We start from the raw sequence: 17,183 nt of genomic DNA, 5'->3' as shown, positions 1-17,183 counted from the left end.
TCTGGCCGGGATCTCAAAAAATGCGTGGAACTAAAACGGGTCTATTTACAGACAGTCATTCATCTGCCACAAAGCAAAAACCCGCCGAAGCGGGTTTTTTATCGAAGAAGTTGAAGCTGACCGTTAAGGCGGCTTCGTTCAACCATACGTCAGGCATCTACAGCGCTGGGGTTGTCTTGTGTCGCAGACTGTATCTCACTTTGTGTGACAGATAAAGCAGGTTAACAGACAAAAGAAAGGCCGGGACAAAGCCCAGCCATTCTGTTTACAGTACGCTACCATAATTTTAAGATGATTTATGCGGTAACAATTCTTGGCGTAATACGACTGCGTTGAAACTCTGAGACTTCCTCAACAACAAAACTCATATGATGGTTGGTATCGTAGCTAATCCACTGGGTCGGGCCACCCTTAATTTCTTCTCTGCTGCAAGCCTCAATTCTCTCATCTCCCCAACTAAAGCCTGCCCCTAAATAGTAAGGAGATTTGACAATGACTCTTGCCAAGTCATACATTTGCGCCCCTTTATTACCCTTTTGCTTAGAGTGACCCCTTGCAACAAAATATTTATTTTCAATGGTATACCTAATTTTCCCGTTAGCATGAGTTGCTTTTACACCATCAGCACCTTTGGGATTTCGAATACCATAATCAGCAAAAAGAAATGGTGATTGCATATCAGAATAAATTGCCTTCCAAACATGCATTTCCTTACGTTCAACGAGGTCTGTTGAATCCACTTCCTTTACTGCATCATTTATGATTATTGGGAACGAGCAACCCGCTATCATGATACTAGCAAAACCAAACTCATCAACGGCGGTAATGAGATGCTGCATATCGGCATGCATTGATACAATAGACTTATGAGTAACATCACCAAAATCAAACATTACCATCACTTCAGCACTGGAAAGTCCAAGCGAATCCAGAATCTCATGAATCGTATCTGTAAAATAATCTACATCGTACGCATCATCTATAGATGTAGAATCAATACGTAAACAATACATTGTCCCTTCGGGCACAACTAATCCTTTCAAGGCATTTTGATAGTCTAGGATATCCCAACGGTCGAATCCTATAACTGGATGTACAAGTGATCCACTTGAGGCTAAGGCTCTGTACATGTAGCTCAAAACATGCTCACCTGTTTCAATGTAGCTATCTGCTTTCCAATCAAAAAAGTCGAAAAATATTGATGATGATGAATTCGCGTTATTGATTCCATCCGCAATCTTAGTAAGAAAATCCTTTTTCATCTGAGATGAGCCGCTTAAGGCCTTAGATTTCTTATCGTTCTCAGTTAATTGGGGAATTTCAAAAAATGGCCAAATTTTTTGCGAGTAAGCAGGTTTCAGTCTTTTCAATGCTTCAAACTCACCAGCTTTTGCTCTTAGGATCGGCACGTATGTAGGGTACATGGTTCAGTTCTCCTGAGGTTTCAATTCACGTTTGAAGCGTTTAATATTCTACTTACTTCGCCTTGCCCTATGAGATCAGCAAACAGGCGGTAGTTACCACTTTCACGTCTTATTCTCCCAGCAATGATTGCCGGATTAATCTTCAGTTCCCTAGAAAGACAATCGATGGTTTCTTTAGACGGAGAAGAGTATGCATCACTTCTCTTCCAGACTGCCCTAGGTATAAATGCTTCCCTAGCAAGCCGATTTGCTTCAGATTCCTGCCTATCGTCAGAAGTAGCATCAATATCATCTAAAAATGTCTCTTCAGAATGAACGTGTTTCCATATATGAGCAACTTCATGGAGTAGTGTGAACCAAAAATTATCGAGACGGTCATGTCTCAATGTCAAACCAACTATCGGCATGCCGTCAATATCCTTTAATGCTGCTCCGTCTATGCGAGTACCTTTTAAGCTTGGTTCGATAACAACGGCTATTCCATGTTTTTCAAGAAATTCAAGAGCAAGTAAGGGGCCTGTTTCAAACCAGCTTAGTTGTGCCAAATCCCTCAAGAAACTTGTAGAAAAAATTGCTGGGTTAAAGGTCCCAAGCAGATTTTTACGTTCACGCGCTCGCTGCACAACTCTACTTACCCATGCATAAAGTGCATATTTTGTTGAAGGGGAATACGCATCCCCAGAAAGGGTTCTCTTAAATGCGACATTACCTGTTTGCCAGCCAATTTGATTAATAAATCCTTTAATTAGTTCTTCTGTGGATTTTTTTATCGTATCACTGGCTTCAGAAATCCATCCTCTCCCAATCATTTCTTTAATCGGAAACTTAGACCAGTCAACATTATCATCACCTGTTTTGTTCTGATCAGCATTTATACCTATCAACGTATCAGTAGAAATGCCAAGTCCGATTGAAAGTGCTTTTATCATCGGAACAGTCAAAGGTCTTTTCCTTGACAAAATTTCAGAAACTCTACTTCTTGTTCCCAAATAGGGTACAAGATCAACTTGTTTTAACCCTTTCTCGTGCATACGGAACGTAATAGCATCGATTGGATCTGGTGGCTCTATAGGATATTTAGAGTTCTCGTATGCTTCTACGAGTGTGATAAGTAACTCTAACTCCTCATTTTCATCAGTTCCAGGAGACGGCATCATAACTAATAACGAATGTATACGTTCCAAATACTCCTGATGCTGCCTATCTGTTCTAATTACTCTAATATCCATTATCATTACCCTTCACAGAGGTAACAAGAACCAACAACCGATTGAAATCAATGATCGTTTCAACATAAGAAGCACAGCAATCCACCTTAAAAACAAAGATTTGATCACCAATATTTTCTACTTTGGGAAAGTGCTTTTTCACTTCTTCCTTTGATTTCCAATTGCTTAAACTTAACTCTGTTGACCACGCATCAATCCAGTTTTTACTGGAAGGCTCATAGCGCTTAAGTTCTTCCAACTTATCTCTTCCGAGTAGCCGCATAGCCATACATCTTGTTCCTAATCTGGGAACATAATAATGTTCATCATCGACACTGTCAACCCACGTTCCCAAAAATGGAACAAGATGACATTTCTTCAACTCAATACCCACATATACCATACTGAGAATAAAAATTCATCAATGTAAAGAGCTACCTACGGATGCAAGAGAGTAATGTGAACACCATTTCTGTTCCATTACTCATCTCCTCACTGTTATCACTGCCGACTCATTGTTGAGTGCCCCACATGAAAGTATTTCAATCATGCTGATCAATAAAGATGATCGATTTGATATAAATAATTAATAAAACTGGTTAAAGTAAGCGCCTGAAACTTTCACTTCACAGCATGAAAGAATGGCTGCTTTGACTACTAAGCAACTGAAAAAAAGAATCTGTACTTCTATATCTACATGGCTGCGCCGATGGTGTTCCCTGACCTGCTCCCCATTGATTAATACACCGCGATGTTAGTAATGTCTTCATAAGTCACATGAGGATATCCCCATGAAGAAGCGTTTTTCCGACGAACAGATCATCAGTATCCTCCGCGAGGCTGAAGCTGGGATTTCTACCCGTGAGCTCTGCCGCAAGCATGCTATTTCTTACGCCACGTTTTACACATGGCGTAAGAAGTATGGCGGTATGGAAGTGCCTGAGGTTAAGCGCCTGAAGTCGCTTGAGGAAGAGAACGCCAGACTCAAGAAGCTGTTCGCTGAAGCTATGCTGGATAAGGAGGCGCTTCAGGTGGCTCTGGGCCGAAAGTTCTGACGACAGACCAGAAGCGGGAAGCCGTGGAAGTCATGTGTGAGACAACGGACCTGTCGCAACGCCGTGCCTGCAGGCTTACAGGTTTGTCTCTGTCGACCTGCCGCTACGAGGCTCAGCGTCCGGCGGCTGATGCGCATTTATCAGGGCGCATCACTGAACTGGCACTGGAGCGCAGGCGTTTTGGCTACCGCCGCATCTGGCAGTTACTGCGTCGTGAAGGCCTTCGTGTTAATCACAAGCACGTGTACCGCCTTTATCATCTCAGCGGGCTGGGCGTAAAACACAGACGACGTCATAAAGGCCTGGCAACGGAACGTCTGCCGCTGCTCCGCCCGGCAGCGCCCAACCTGACCTGGTCAATAGATTTCGTCATGGACGCGCTGGCCAACGGTCGCAGGATCAAGTGCCTGACCTGTGTGGACGACTTCACGAAGGAGTGTCTAACAATTATCACTGCATTCGGGATTTCAGGCGTTCAGGTCACGCGTATTCTGGACAGTATTGCAATGTTTCGGGGCTATCCGGCGACGATAAGAACGGACCTAGGGCCGGAGTTCACTTGCCGCGCACTGGATCAATGGGCCTTTGAGCATGGTGTTGAGTTACGCTTAATCCAGCCGGGCAAGCCAACGCAGAACGGATTTATTGAGAGCTTTAACGGACGATTTCGCGATGAATGTCTGAATGATCACTGGTTCAGCGATATCGTTCACGCCAAGAAAATCATTAACGACTGGCGGCAGGATTATAACGAGTGTCGTCCACATTCGGCACTAAATTATCAGACGCCATCAGAGTTTGCAGCACGGTGGCGAAATGAAAAATGTGAAGGTGAACAAATCGACATTACTAACTGACGGTTGTATCTAATTCTGGGGGCAGGTTAGATGCTATCAACGATAGTATCAGCACCAAGAACAGCCTCTATGACTTCGTAATACTTTTCACTTTCCTGACGATTCTTGGGAGTCCAGTCCGACTTAATTTTTAAACCCCTTCCAGGCTTCAGTTAAGGTAAGTGTGCACTGGCTGGCACTTTCAGAAGCGGCATTCTGTACGGATCTGGGTACAGGAGCATTTTGTTTTATGTTCGATACAATCTGTGAGTAACGAGTAATATCTTTTCGTAAAAATGCAGAGTGAGCTTCTTGGGACTGGTGCAAAAGCACGGCGTAATTTGCAGCGGCGGACGCGATTTCTTTTTCCATCACTTGGATGTCACATTTCGATGACAGCGCCCGTCTAAAGTAGTTTTCCGCTCCTGACTCATCACCGCTGAAAAGTGCATCCTGAAAATGTTCCTGGAAAAAGGAGGAACATGCTTCTCTAAACTCTATCGGCGTAGGTTCTTCATTATTTAACCGTTCAGTACGTGCTTCGCCGGGAATAGGGAATATCTTCCACATACTGCAAGATCTCGGCGTTCATACCCGCTACGAATAAATCAATGTCCTGCGTCGTTAGTTTTTTCATCGTTTTTATTATCTTGAGAAGTTGTCCGCGCCCTATCCTACCAAGTCTGAAGAGCGATATGTACGGGCTAAGGCGAGAAATGATAAACCGGCAGCGACGGGGGCTATCAGTTCCCAAAGAACAACGAAAAAACTGACGTTCAGTAAATCGAAAGTAGACATAGTAAATGTCGTTTCGAAGGAGTGTATGGGGGATGATACAACCGTTGGTGTATCCCATAATGTATCCCATTTTGCTTCTGAGCACCTGAGACACACCAACGTATTGTTTTTGAATGAGTTGAAGCTGACCGTTAAGCCGGGTTCTGTCGTGGACAGTCATTCATCTAGGCCAGCAATCGCTCACTGGCTCAAGCAGCCTACCCGGGTTCAGTACGGGCCGTACCTTATGAACCCCTATTTGGCCTTGCTCCGGGTGGAGTTTACCGTGCCGCGAACTGTTACCAGCCGCGCGGTGCGCTCTTACCGCACCCTTTCACCCTTACCTGATCCCACTTGCGTGGGCCATCGGCGGTTTGCTCTCTGTTGCACTGGTCGTGGGCTTGCGCCCCCCAGGCGTTACCTGGCACCCTGCCCTATGGAGCCCGGACTTTCCTCCCCTCTGTCTGTCTCCCCCGAGGGGGGACGGCAACAAAGCGGCGACTGTCTGGTCAGCTTCGGCGCGCAGTGTATAGCGTTTTCTATGAGTTGTCACTCACCCTGCTGCTCAAGGGCGTACTTATACAGGGCATTTTTTTTCACCCCGTGAATTTCGGCGGTCAGCGCTGCGGCTTTTTTCAGCGGCAGTTCGGCCTGCAGCAGCGCCAGCGTGCGCAGCGCTTCCGGCGGCAGTGCATCCTCTTCGGCGTGATAACCTTCCACGATCAGCACCATTTCGCCTTTGCGGCGGTTCTCATCTTCCAGCACCCACGCCAGCAACTCGCCCAGCGGCGCGCCCTGAATCGACTCCCAGGTTTTGGTGATTTCACGCGCCAGCACCACATAACGGTCTGGCCCCAGTACCGTCACCATATCCTGCAAACTGTCGATTAAACGGTGGGTGGATTCATAAAAAATCAGCGTGCGCGGCTCCTGCTCCAGCGCGCGCAGGGTATCGCAGCGACCTTTGCTTTTGGCGGGCAGAAAACCTTCGTAACAGAATCGATCGGACGGTAACCCCGCCGCACTTAATGCTGTTACCGCAGCACAGGCACCCGGCAGCGGCACCACGCGGATCCCCGCTTCGCGGCATAAACGCACCAGATGATAGCCCGGATCGTTGATCAGCGGCGTGCCGGCATCGGAAACTAAGGCTATGCTTTGTCCCTCACGGAGCTTCGCCAGCAGCGATTCTGCTTTCTGCTGTTCGTTATGGTCGTGCAATGCGAAGAGCCGCGCATTGATGGCGAAATGTTGTAGCAACAGTCCGGTATGACGTGTATCTTCCGCAGCGATCAGATCGACGCTCGCAAGCACCGTCAGTGCCCGCTGGGTGATATCGCCCAGGTTACCAATCGGTGTTGGAACGATATAGAGCGTGCTGGCAGAAATATCTGCCCGATCGTGTTGTTTCATTGTTTGATCCGAATAGCCGATTTAATATTGAGCATCTTGAAAAAAACATCACTGGATACAGTATGCTTCCTTCGAAAGTAGTTCGTAGCAAAGCCGGGCGCAGCCTGCCGCTTCTGCTGGCCGCCCTGATTTTTGCCGGATGTACCGGCCAGGCACCGCAAACGCCACCGGCGAATGTCCAGGGCGCTGCCACCGGCACCTCTGACTATTATCTGCAGCAGATGCAGCAAAGTTCAGATGATAACAAGGTTGGCTGGCAATTACTCGCAATCAGAGCACTGTTGAATGAAGGCAAACTGCCGCAGGCTAATCAGCAGCTCTCCCAGCTGCCGCAGCAGCTTGATGCCACCCAGAGCCAGGAACAGCTGCTGTTGCAGGCGCAGCTGCACGTGATTGAGCAGAATTTCCCGCTGGCGGCCGACAGGCTGAAGCAGGTTGATGTCGCATCGCTCTCGAAAGATCAGCAGGCCCGCTACTACCAGTTACAGATCGCGATTGGCCAGGGCCGCCCGACGCTGGACGTGCTGCGTGCCTATATTGCTCAGGAACCGCTGCTCGCCAACCCGGCTGAGAAGCAGGCAAATATCGATGCCACCTGGCAGGCACTGAGTCAGATGACGCAGGATCAGCTGAACAACGTGACCATCAATGCAAACGAGAACGTGCTGCAAGGGTGGCTGGATCTGCTGGGCGTGTATAAAGCCAACAGCAACGATCCTGATATGCTGAAGGCCGGTATCAGTGACTGGCAGAACCGCTATCCGTACAACCCGGCGGCAAAAATGCTGCCGTCGGCGTTAAGCCAGGTAAAGAACTTCCAGCAGGGGTCGACCGGTAAAATCGCTCTGCTGCTGCCGCTGAGCGGCCAGGCGCAGGTCTTTGCCAACGCCATCCAGCAGGGTTTTAACGACGCGAAGAACGGTACGCTGATGCAGTCCGCTGCGCCTGCGGCGCCGATTCAGGCACCTGATGCCACAGCCAATCCTGACGCTGCGGCGACCGATGCCAATGCGGTGGTCAGTCCGTCAGCCGCACCGACGGACGGCACGACTCAACCGGATGCCGCACAGCCACAGCCGGTGGCGTCCAACAGCGTGGAAACAGCAGCCCCGTCAGGCAGCACCCAGGTTCAGGTTTATGACACCAGCACCCAGCCGGTGGATCAGCTGCTGACCCAGGCACAGAACGACGGTGCCACGCTGGTTGTGGGTCCGCTGCTGAAAAATCAGGTTGAGCAGGTGGTCGCCAGCCCGACAGCGCTTAACGTGCTGGCGCTTAACGAGCCGGAAACGATCCAGAACCGTCCGAATATTTGCTACTTTGCGCTTTCTCCTGAAGACGAAGCGCGCGATGCCGCGCATCATATGTGGGATCAGGGCAAGCGCTCTCCGCTGCTGCTGGTGCCACGCAGCTCGCTGGGCGACCGCGTCATCAAAGCCTTCGCTACGGAGTGGCAGCAGCTGGGTGGCGGTACTGTACTGCAGCAGCAGTTTGGTTCTACCGCTGAACTGAAGCAGGGCATCAACAGCGGCGCGGGTATTCGCCTGAGCGGAACCCCGGTTAACGTGCAGCCAGCCCAGCCTCAGGGCGTGACCATTGCCGGTCTGAATATTCCAGCTCCGGTGAGCGATGCCCCGGCTGCGGATACCGCCAACTCCGGCGGCAGCGTGGACTCTGTCTATATTATCGCCACGCAGAGCGAGCTGACGCTGATTAAGCCAATGATCGCGATGCGCGTCAGCAGCCGTGATAACGTCAGCCTGTACGCGAGTTCGCGCAGCAACCAGGCCGGTGCCGGCCCGGACTATCGTCTGGAGCTGGACGGCCTGCAGTTCAGCGATGTTCCGCTGCTCTCCGGCGCAAACACCGCACTGATGCAGCAGGCGGCGAAGAAGTTTAACAATGACTACTCACTGGTTCGCCTGTATGCGATGGGCATTGATGCCTGGTCTCTGGCCAACCACTTCAGTGAAATGCGCCAGTTGCCGGGCTTCCAGCTGAAAGGCAATACCGGCAATCTGAGCGCAACACAGGACTGCGTGATTAACAGGAAGTTAGCATGGAGCCAGTATCGTCAGGGGCAAATCGTTCCGGCATCCTGAGTCGACAGCAGCAGGGGGCGATGCGTGAAAAACAAGCGCGCCGCCTGCTGGAAACAGCCGGTCTGCGCTTTGTCGCCGCGAATGTTCGCTACCGATCGGGGGAACTCGATCTGATTATGCGTGACCGGCAAATATGGGTTTTTGTTGAGGTTCGCTATCGCCGTTCTGACCATTTTGGTGGGGCGGTAGCTAGCGTCACCCGCAGTAAACAACAAAAACTATTGCGAGCGGCAGCACTTTGGCTGCATAGCCGTGGTCAAAGCTTTGACACTGTCGACTGCCGTTTTGATGTGGTCGCCATTACCGGGGAACGGGTTGAATGGCTGCCCAATGCGTTTACCGCTGAGTAACGGCGCTGAATGACAGGTCGAAGACCGCGAAAACTAACCAGGTGAATGACGTGCTGGAAAGAATTAAAGTCTGTTTTACTGAGAGTATTCAAACACAAATCGCCGCAGCGGAAGCGCTTCCCGATGCGATTTCCCGCGCTGCGATGACCATCGTGCAGTCGCTGTTGAATGGGAACAAAATCCTGAGTTGTGGCAACGGAACCTCCAGTGCCAATGCCCAGCATTTTGCTGCCAGTATGATCAACCGTTTTGAGACCGAACGCCCGAGCCTGCCTGCAATTGCCCTCAGCGCGGATAATGTGCTGCTGACGGCGATTGGTAACGATCGTCTGCACGACGAGATTTACGCCAAGCAGGTTCGTGCACTGGGCCATGCAGGGGACATCCTGCTGGCCATTTCAACCCGCGGTAACAGCCGCGATATCGTGAAAGCAGTAGAAGCCGCGGTAACGCGCGATATGACTATCATCGCGCTTACCGGTTACGATGGCGGAGAGCTCGCCGGTTTACTGGGCCCGCAGGATGTGGAGATCCGTATTCCCTCGCACCGCAGCGCCAGGATTCAGGAGATGCATATGCTGACCGTGAATTGCCTGTGCGATTTGATAGATAACACTTTATTTCCCCACCAGGATGTCTAAAGGAGCTTAAATGAAGGCATTATCTGCAACGGCAGTTATTCTCACCGCATTGATGTTACAGGGCTGCGTCGCCGCAGTCGTGGGTAGCGCCGCCGTCGCGACTAAGAGCGCCACGGACCCGCGTACCGTTGGTACTCAGGTGGATGACGGCACGCTGGAACTGCGCGTCAGCAATGCGCTGTCGAAAGATGAACAGATCAAACAGAACACCCATATCGTAGCCACCGCTTACCAGGGCAAAGTGCTGCTGACCGGCCAGTCGCCAAACGCAGAGCTGGCCACGCGGGCTAAACAGATCGCCGTAGGCGTTGATGGCGCAACCGAGGTCTATAACGAGATCCGTACCGCCAATAAAGTCAGCTTTGGCACTGCCTCTTCCGATACCTGGATCACCACCAAAGTGCGTTCTCAGCTGCTGGGCAGCGACCAGGTAAAATCATCTAACGTGAAGGTGACCACCGAGAACGGCGAGGTGTTCCTGCTCGGTCTGGTGACGAACGAAGAAGCAAAAGCGGCAGCGGATATCGCCAGCCGGGTCAGCGGCGTTAAGCACGTCACCACGGCGTTTACGATTCTGAAGTAAAGTCCGTATTGAGAACGTGATTGAAGGCGGGAAGGAACCCGCCGCAGTTTTCATAGCACGACTCTGGAACCCTCCTGGCTCTGCCGTTCAGCGGATTCAGCGGATTCAGCGGATTCAGCGGATTCAGCGTGATAATCTGTCGTTCACCCGCTGGCGGGTGGCAAATTCCTGCCCTTTCCTGCCCTTCCCGCTTTTTCTACAACCGACTCAAACAGTCCATCGCCACCGCTTTGAAACTGTCAAAATCCTTGCTGTCCCGCAGCCGCGTCATCGCCCGTTCACGCATAAACGTCACGAACAGATCGTAGATCGCCATCGCCTCTTCATACTCACTTTTGCTGATCGCCAGCAGGAAAATGACATAGGCGGTTTCATCGCCCCATTTAATCCCCTGTGGAGCCAGCACCGTATAAACGCAGGTCTTCTTCGATAGCAGGCCAAGAGAGTGCGGCAGCGCAATCCCCTCGCCCAGCATGGTGCTGACAATCGCTTCGCGCTCTTCGACAGACGGGTAAAATGTCTCGTCAACGATCCCTTCATTCTCCAGCCGATCGCACAGCTGGCGGAACAGCTCGGAACGATCGATCTCACGATCGATAATGCAGAAGTGGCTGGCGTCAAAAAACTTCTCCAGCATGTAAGGGCGGGTGCGATCCAGCAGCACCTGCTTGCCCAGCTGTTCGAGCTGAAAATCGGTGGGGAACGGCGACATCACCACCACCGGCTTATCTTTATCGCTGAGCCGCGCGGTGGAAATCACGAAGTCTTCTTCCACCGCCGCCAGCTGCTCGTATTCACGCAGGGAAATGATGCGGCGCACTTCAATCTGCGGGTATTTACGCATCAGCATCGCCTGGATCATCCGTACCGTCGAGTTGCCGGTATCGCAGACCAGCAGCACCAGCGGATAGCGCTGATAGCCAACGTTATAGTGGCGCTCCAGCCCGACGCCGATATGCAGCACCAGGAATCCTACTTCGTTTTCGCTGATGGCATAGGGGGTATATTTACCCCAGCTGGAGACCGCCGCCAGCGTGACATCGTACGCCATCGGATAGTGCTGTTTGATATTCGCCAGCAGCGGATTGGGGATATTAATCTGGTAGCGCACCCGGGTAATCATGGTTTTAATATGCGTCAGCAGATCGGCACGCAGCTGCGGGTCGTTTTGCAGATTAAAACCGTAATGGCTGTTGATGTAGTTGAGGATGTAATCCACCAGCGATTCGCCATCGTCCGGGCTGATGGCGCTGGGTGCAGATTCTTCAATGCGCCTGGCGGCAATATGCACCTGTAGCCAGGCCTCTTCCGCCGGAGAGATACTTTTACCGGTAATCGGGCGCATTAGGTTAATAATGTGGCGAGCCGCATCGCGCACATCGTCGGCGACGTCTGCGGCAATAAAATCAGACAGCGGATAACCCTCGGCGATGCGGCGCACCGCTACCGCGCAGTAGAGACGCAGATACAGCTCGGCATCGTCGGCCAGGCGGATATTAAAGCGCGACAGGCAATCAAGCAGCATCGGTTGCAGCGTGGTCAGCATACCCCGGTTCAGCGCTTCCAGCTTTAGCAACGGGCTGTCGGCATCCTCCTGCGCCAGCTGATAGAGCAGATCGGTCAGGCAGGTGCGCATCGCCGCTTCACTGCCGAACAGCTTCATGCCGTAACGTGGCCGGGTTTCAATCTCCAGGCCGTAACGGCTTAGCCATTCTCTCACCTCTGCCATATCCCCCTGCAGCGTGGTGCGGCTGACAAACCATTCATCTGCCAGGTCTTCCAGCTTGAGGGAAAAAGCCGAGGTAAGAAAACGGGTTAACAGGTAATGAACCCGTTCCGTTGAGGTTCGCGGCACACGCAGGCTCGACGTTGACTGTTGCAGCAGGCGGTCATAGCGCCCGGCATCATCAATCTTTAACTGGTAGCCTTCGCCGCGGCTAAGGACAAAACTGGCACCGTGGTCGGCCAGCAGTTCATTGAGGGCGGTAACGTCGGTGCGTACGGTGCGGGTGGAAACGGCCAGTCGGCGCGCCAGTTCATCCTGCGGCAGGATTTCATTTTGCAGAAGGTCAAACAGCTGTGCCAGTCGTTGGTTGGGGAATCTCACGGGGTACCATTATCATCAAATTGAAGCGTTTTATGGGTTGTTTTTATACTCAGCCTACCTTTATTCGCGCCGAAAAAATAGCGTAGCAGCCTCTGCAAATTTTCATTTGACAGATATCGCAATTTATTCAAAAAGTGCGAGATTTTGTTTCGGAAAGAATAGATTTTTCCCCGCCGTTATAAGATCAAAACGATCGTCCAACGGCGGGAAATCCGGCTTACGCCATCACTTTGCGGGTGATCGCCATCAGCGTGGCGACATCCGCCGGACGGGTCAGCCCGGTGGCTTTATCAATGATCGAGCTGTAGATGTGCGGAATCACTTTGCTTACCCCGGCATCCAGCGCAATGCGCAGGATCGTCTCGTAGTTGTTCAGATCGATGCCGCCGGTTGGCTCCAGCCAGAAGTCGTTCGCGGCGCAGGCTTCGGCCAGCGCGCGGAACTCGTTAATATCCACCATCTTATCCATCGGGAAGAACTTGACCGAGCTGCCGCCCATATCTTTCAGCATCGCGATCGCCGTAGCGACCGGCACAATGCCGTCTTCCGCTTTGCAGCTCAGCGGACCGGTAGAGATTTTTACCATGCCGGGACGCCCGGTAGGCGATGCCAGACCGTTGACCACGGTTTCCGTCTGGCCCAGCAGCGCGCGGCTGGTACCCACGCTGGTGAACACCTGGTTCACGTGCTGCGGCTGAACCTGTGCCGAAATCGCACTAACCATCGCTGACTGGTTCGGATCGCCCGCGCCCAGCCCGACGGAAAGCGCGTTGTCGATCAGCGCCGCATACTCGCGCATATCTTTTACCGCGCTGTCCACGCTGTCGTAGTTTTTAGACAGGACGCCGACCAGCACGTGGCCTTCAGCGGCTTCCCAGATATCACGGGCGTTCTGTTTAGAACCGGCCAGTACGTTAAGACATACGCGATCGCGATAGAATTTTGGTGTCAGTTTCATGCCTGTTTTCCCCTGGCTAATAAATCCTGAATAGCGGTAAAAATCTGGTGCAGCTGCCCGGCGGAGACGCTGCGTACGTCAACTTCAACAATGCCTTCGTTGGCCTTATAGCCGCGGAAATAGATCGCCTGTTCGCCGGTCTTCAGCGCCTGTACCATCTCGCCGGTGCTCATGCCGATGCTCGACTCGTCGAAGTGGATTTCCGCACGGGCAATATCGCGCCCGGCGGCATCCCACACCACGCGCGCCTGAATGCCGTTCAGGCCATTGAGATTGGTGATAAACGGCGTCATTTTCTCAACCATCTGCGCACCGCTGGTTTTTTCCTGCACCAGATAGTTTTCAATCGCCTGGGTCAGGCCAAGAATGCCCTCTTTACCCACCTTCATCGCCCGGCCAATGCCCAGCGACTGGCGCTTAACCCACTCAACCTGCTGCTTTTTGCCGATCACCAACCCGCTGGTTGGGCCTTCGATCGCTTTAGCACCGCTGTAGATCACCAGATCCGCACCCAGCGCGGTGTAGGCCAGCAGATCCTCTTCCGCTGCGGCATCCACAATCAGTGGAACGCCGTGCTTGCGTGCTACGGCCACCGCCTGTTCCACGCTCAAATGGCTTTTCTGCACGCTGTGGTGGGATTTGATATAGAGGATCGCCGCCGTGTCTGGCGTGACCGCCGCCGACAGCTGCTCCGGTGAGCATTCATTGGCGTAGCCCGCTTCAACCAGACGACCGCCGCCCAGCGTTACCATGGTGCCGACCGGCGCGCCGAAGTTCACGTTGTGCCCTTTTGGCAGCACGATATCGTGCGGCACGGTCAGCGGCGCGGCGTGCAGGTTTTCCAGCAGCCAGTCGTTGTCCTTAACGATCACGCCAGCCACGGACTGCGCAATACCGGCGGAGGCGCAGGAAACCACTACCGCCGCTTCGCAGTTCAGCAGGCCAGCGATGTACGCGCCGGTTGTGTTGACCAGGTCTTTCATCTCAAAGTAGTGGTTAAGACCGTATTTTACCGTCTCCACCACGTCTGCCGCCGGGGTGGAAACACCCAGAATGGTCATGCGGCCCGAGGCGTTAATCACCTGTTTCAGGCCATATTTCTCATAAACTGAAGTCATTACGTTTTTTCCCTTCATCGGTGAGGAATCCCTGCCCGCCTACCATCGCGGCAAGCGGTATCAGCTGCGTTTCACCAGCCAGCGTGTGGCCGTCAGAGTCGGTAAACACGCACGGCTGCTGTTGCAGGTCAAAAATGGTCAGATCGGCATCGCAGCCCACTTCCAGACGCCCTTTGCCCTTCAGCTTCAGTCCGTCTGCGGCGTGAACGGTCACGCAGTCGATCACCTGCGGCAGCGTCATGCCGACGTGCAGGAACTTCGACATCACGTGCGCCAGGCTGTGTACCGGGCCGTTAATGCGGTTACGGCAGTAAATATCGGAACTGATGGTCTGCGGCAGAATGCCCTGAGCAATCGCTACCCGCGCCACCTCAAAGCTGAAGCTGGCGGTGCCGTGCCCGACATCCAGCCGCACACCGCGCTGGATCGCCCGGCTGACCGATGCACGCAGCTGGCCTTCCGGGGTCAGGATGCGGTTTGGCTTGCCGTTGTAGCAGTGGGTGATGATGTCGCCGGAGGTCAGCAGATCGGCAATTTCATCCAGATTCGGCGGGTTATTGCCGATGTGAACCATCAGCGGCAGATCGCCGTTCTCTTTCTGCAGCGCTTTGGCCCGCTCCAGCGGTTTAATGCCGTTTTGCTCAACGACGCTGCTGCTGATGCGCGCCTTCAGGCCGACGATAAAGTCCGGACGGCGCTGTAACGCTGCTTTCAGCGCAGGGCCATCGATCCTCGCCATATCGCCCAGCTCGTTCTGGGTCAGGATGCCGCTGCGGGCGATGTTCAGCAGAGCGTAAACGCGGGTGGTGCAGTCGCGCGTAAGCTGCCAGAAATCATCCACGTCGTCGGCACCGGTGCTGCCCGCATCGATCACCGTGGTGACACCGGTATCAACACCGATGCGATCGGCTTCATCGTGGTAGATCGGTGATTTGGGATAGCAGTGGACGTGTGAATCAATCCAGCCCGCGCTCAGCCAGTAGCGCCCGGCCAGATCCCACTCCCGCGCTGCCGGGCCGGTGACGGCGCCCACAGCGGCAATTTTCCCCGCCTGTAACGCCACATCGCTTAACGAACCGTCGCTGAGGCGGGCATTGCGGATAATCAGGTCATACATGGTGAACCTCCGGATCGTGGCGGCACAGGCCGCCACGTTGAGTGATTACAGGGCGATCGGGAAGATGGCACCCAGCACCATCGCACCGAGAATAGCCCCGCCGGTAATCGGTTTACCCCAAAGGTAAAACAGCAGTGAACCCACCAGCGAACCCAGACCAATCGGAATCGATGCGGTCATCGCGGAGAGGATAATCAACGGCCCGAGGAAGCGACCTGAGGTATTACCCGCGCCCATCATCACATCCGCACCGTAAGTGGAGTCGCTGTTATTAATGGTGAATTTACGTGCCAGAATAATGATGTAGCCCACCGCCAGCCCGAGCACCATTCCGGTGACCAGCGACGCGGCAAAGTTCGCCACAGGGAAAATGAAGCCCGCGCCCAGCAGCAGCGCGGGAACGCCCAGGCCGATACCGGTCTGGATGGCGCCGCCGATATCAAGAATCCCCACCAGCGAGCCTTCAATGATGCGGGCAAACAGGAAGCTGGCACCAAAGGCCGCTACCGCACCATAAACGCCGGTTTCCATGCCCGAACGCAGCATCGAAACAAAGGCCACTTCGTTAAAGGCACCCAGGCCATAGACGTAATACATGTGTGTACCGGCGAATACCCCGGCAGAAAGCAGGCCGACAAAGATCGGGAATGACCAGTCGTCGTACCAAAAACCGCGTTTTGACTCTTCCATTTCCATCGTCCTCTTATTTGCCGCTCAGGGAGTTGTGGATCATCTCCAGCCAGCCCGGTACGCCGAGCTGGAAGGATTCCAGCATCTTCATATCGAAACCACGGAAGAAACCGCTCAGCACGAACAGCAGCACAATGGCGACCATCATCACTTTGGTGACGCGGTTCCAGCCCGCTTCTTCCACGCCCTTACCAATCAGGATGCCCAGTACCAGGCCCGGTACGGCGTTGCCCATGATCAGCTGCGCCAGACCGCCGAAAATAGTTGCCCAGAAACCGGATTTCTTACCGGCATCGATTGCCGCCAGCCAGAAGATCACCGGCATGACGGTGTTCACCAGCAGGTTTGCGGCCGGAACCAGTACTTTAACCGCCGTGACCTGTAGCGCTGCCGGTACGGCTGATGCGGTAGAGTTGAGGAAAGCGACGACGATCATGCCGATGATGCCGCAGGCAATCGCCATCTTTTTCGGATTATGCAGCGTTTCCGCCACGTTGCGGTTCTTCACCATCAGCGCGGCCGCACCCCAGTTCGGGATAATGCGGTGATCAACGTCCTGGGTGAAGGAGCCGGCGGCAACCGATGACGCCCAGGCGTTAAAGAAGAAGCCCAGTCCGAACGAGAAGTGAGAGGCTGGATCGCCTTCACAGGAGTTCAGCTCACCCAGTGTACGAAATGCGCCCATTCCCTGAGACGTCGGGGCGTGAAACATGCGGGCGGCACCGGCACCAACGCCGACCCCAACCAGCCCGCCGATAATCAGCGATTTAAATAAAATGATTAAAAACATTAGCTTTTCCTTTA

At 53.1% G+C, this 17,183-nt stretch carries 17 protein-coding genes and 1 other RNA gene; 6 read left to right on the top strand and 12 right to left on the bottom strand.

What is annotated here, in order from left to right; translation table 11 throughout:
- Positions 1-215: hypothetical protein (locus IBT47_RS27155; protein WP_234472106.1), on the top strand; the 215-nt coding region annotated here is incomplete at its 5' end.
- 81 nt (positions 216-296) lie between these two features.
- Here IBT47_RS27155 and IBT47_RS25650 read toward each other — a convergent pair.
- The 3 genes from IBT47_RS25650 to IBT47_RS25640 are packed head-to-tail and all read right to left on the bottom strand — an operon-like array spanning position 297 to position 2,921.
- Positions 297-1,424 (bottom strand): beta family protein, encoded by a 1,128-nt coding sequence (locus tag IBT47_RS25650; protein ID WP_200563951.1) that lies wholly within the window; start codon positions 1,422-1,424, stop codon positions 297-299.
- Between the two features lie 20 nt (positions 1,425-1,444).
- Positions 1,445-2,653 (bottom strand): ImmA/IrrE family metallo-endopeptidase, encoded by a 1,209-nt coding sequence (locus tag IBT47_RS25645; RefSeq protein ID WP_200563949.1) that lies wholly within the window; start codon positions 2,651-2,653, stop codon positions 1,445-1,447.
- Positions 2,643-2,921 carry a type II toxin-antitoxin system HigB family toxin gene (locus IBT47_RS25640; protein WP_200563947.1) on the bottom strand — a complete coding sequence of 93 codons (279 nt, stop codon included), beginning with the start codon at positions 2,919-2,921 and terminating at the stop codon, positions 2,643-2,645. Before IBT47_RS25640 ends, IBT47_RS25645 begins: the two co-directional genes overlap by 11 nt.
- A 502-nt stretch (positions 2,922-3,423) precedes the next feature.
- Between IBT47_RS25640 and IBT47_RS25635 the strand changes: the two genes are divergently transcribed.
- Positions 3,424-4,544 (top strand): IS3 family transposase gene (locus tag IBT47_RS25635; protein ID WP_200563944.1). Its coding sequence is split into 2 segments (ribosomal slippage): positions 3,424-3,682 and positions 3,682-4,544, totalling 1,122 coding nucleotides; the frame shifts between segments, so codons are not numbered across the junction.
- Positions 4,545-4,667: 123 nt separating this feature from the next.
- On the opposite strand, the gene IBT47_RS25630 is transcribed toward IBT47_RS25635, so the two are convergent.
- The 3 genes from IBT47_RS25630 to rsmI all read right to left on the bottom strand — a co-directional run bounded on the left by IBT47_RS25630 (position 4,668) and on the right by rsmI (position 6,713).
- On the bottom strand, positions 4,668-5,093 hold the full coding sequence (locus IBT47_RS25630; RefSeq protein WP_200563941.1) for a hypothetical protein: 426 nt from the start codon (positions 5,091-5,093) through the stop codon (positions 4,668-4,670).
- 344 nt (positions 5,094-5,437) lie between these two features.
- Positions 5,438-5,817, bottom strand: an RNA gene (rnpB, locus tag IBT47_RS25625) — RNase P RNA component class A.
- Between the two features lie 32 nt (positions 5,818-5,849).
- Entirely contained in the window at positions 5,850-6,713 is an 864-nt protein-coding gene (gene rsmI, locus IBT47_RS25620; protein ID WP_200563938.1) for a 16S rRNA (cytidine(1402)-2'-O)-methyltransferase, read from the bottom strand.
- A gap of 62 nt (positions 6,714-6,775) precedes the next feature.
- Here rsmI and IBT47_RS25615 point away from each other — a divergent pair, with 62 nt between their 5' ends.
- From IBT47_RS25615 to dolP, 4 genes are read left to right on the top strand one after another with little or no spacing between them, the layout of a single operon-like run.
- Positions 6,776-8,815 carry a penicillin-binding protein activator gene (locus IBT47_RS25615; protein WP_200563935.1) on the top strand — a complete coding sequence of 680 codons (2,040 nt, stop codon included), beginning with the start codon at positions 6,776-6,778 and terminating at the stop codon, positions 8,813-8,815.
- Entirely contained in the window at positions 8,773-9,165 is a 393-nt protein-coding gene (locus tag IBT47_RS25610; protein ID WP_200563933.1) for a YraN family protein, read from the top strand. Before IBT47_RS25615 ends, IBT47_RS25610 begins: the two co-directional genes overlap by 43 nt.
- Positions 9,166-9,215: 50 nt before the next feature.
- Positions 9,216-9,806: a DnaA initiator-associating protein DiaA gene (gene diaA, locus IBT47_RS25605; protein WP_105592050.1), complete on the top strand. Its 591-nt coding sequence runs from the start codon at positions 9,216-9,218 to the stop codon at positions 9,804-9,806.
- 10 nt (positions 9,807-9,816) lie between these two features.
- The gene (dolP, locus tag IBT47_RS25600) at positions 9,817-10,389 is read left to right on the top strand and encodes a division/outer membrane stress-associated lipid-binding lipoprotein (RefSeq protein WP_200563931.1); all 573 of its coding nucleotides are present in this window, start codon (positions 9,817-9,819) and stop codon (positions 10,387-10,389) included.
- Between the two features lie 196 nt (positions 10,390-10,585).
- On the opposite strand, the gene IBT47_RS25595 is transcribed toward dolP, so the two are convergent.
- The 6 genes from IBT47_RS25595 to IBT47_RS25570 form a co-directional block, all read right to left on the bottom strand.
- Positions 10,586-12,496: a transcription antiterminator gene (locus IBT47_RS25595; protein WP_200563930.1), complete on the bottom strand. Its 1,911-nt coding sequence runs from the start codon at positions 12,494-12,496 to the stop codon at positions 10,586-10,588.
- 217 nt (positions 12,497-12,713) lie between these two features.
- Positions 12,714-13,454 (bottom strand): KDGP aldolase family protein, encoded by a 741-nt coding sequence (locus IBT47_RS25590; RefSeq protein ID WP_200563928.1) that lies wholly within the window; start codon positions 13,452-13,454, stop codon positions 12,714-12,716.
- Positions 13,451-14,572 carry a DgaE family pyridoxal phosphate-dependent ammonia lyase gene (locus IBT47_RS25585; RefSeq protein ID WP_200563926.1) on the bottom strand — a complete coding sequence of 374 codons (1,122 nt, stop codon included), beginning with the start codon at positions 14,570-14,572 and terminating at the stop codon, positions 13,451-13,453. Before IBT47_RS25585 ends, IBT47_RS25590 begins: the two co-directional genes overlap by 4 nt.
- A complete protein-coding gene (locus IBT47_RS25580; RefSeq protein WP_200563924.1) occupies positions 14,556-15,689 on the bottom strand; it encodes an amidohydrolase/deacetylase family metallohydrolase in 1,134 nt (377 codons plus the stop codon). Before IBT47_RS25580 ends, IBT47_RS25585 begins: the two co-directional genes overlap by 17 nt.
- A 45-nt stretch (positions 15,690-15,734) precedes the next feature.
- Positions 15,735-16,379, bottom strand: coding sequence for a DUF4310 family protein (locus IBT47_RS25575; RefSeq protein ID WP_105592320.1), 645 nt, complete (start codon positions 16,377-16,379; stop codon positions 15,735-15,737).
- Between the two features lie 13 nt (positions 16,380-16,392).
- Complete coding sequence (locus tag IBT47_RS25570; protein ID WP_105592056.1) at positions 16,393-17,169, bottom strand: DUF4311 domain-containing protein; 777 nt, start codon at positions 17,167-17,169, stop codon at positions 16,393-16,395.
- Positions 17,170-17,183: the final 14 nt, after the last annotated feature.

This window comes from Erwinia sp. S43 (assembly GCF_016624745.1).
GTDB lineage: Bacteria > Pseudomonadota > Gammaproteobacteria > Enterobacterales > Enterobacteriaceae > Erwinia > Erwinia coffeiphila.
This window is presented reverse-complemented; position numbering and strand designations above follow the sequence as displayed.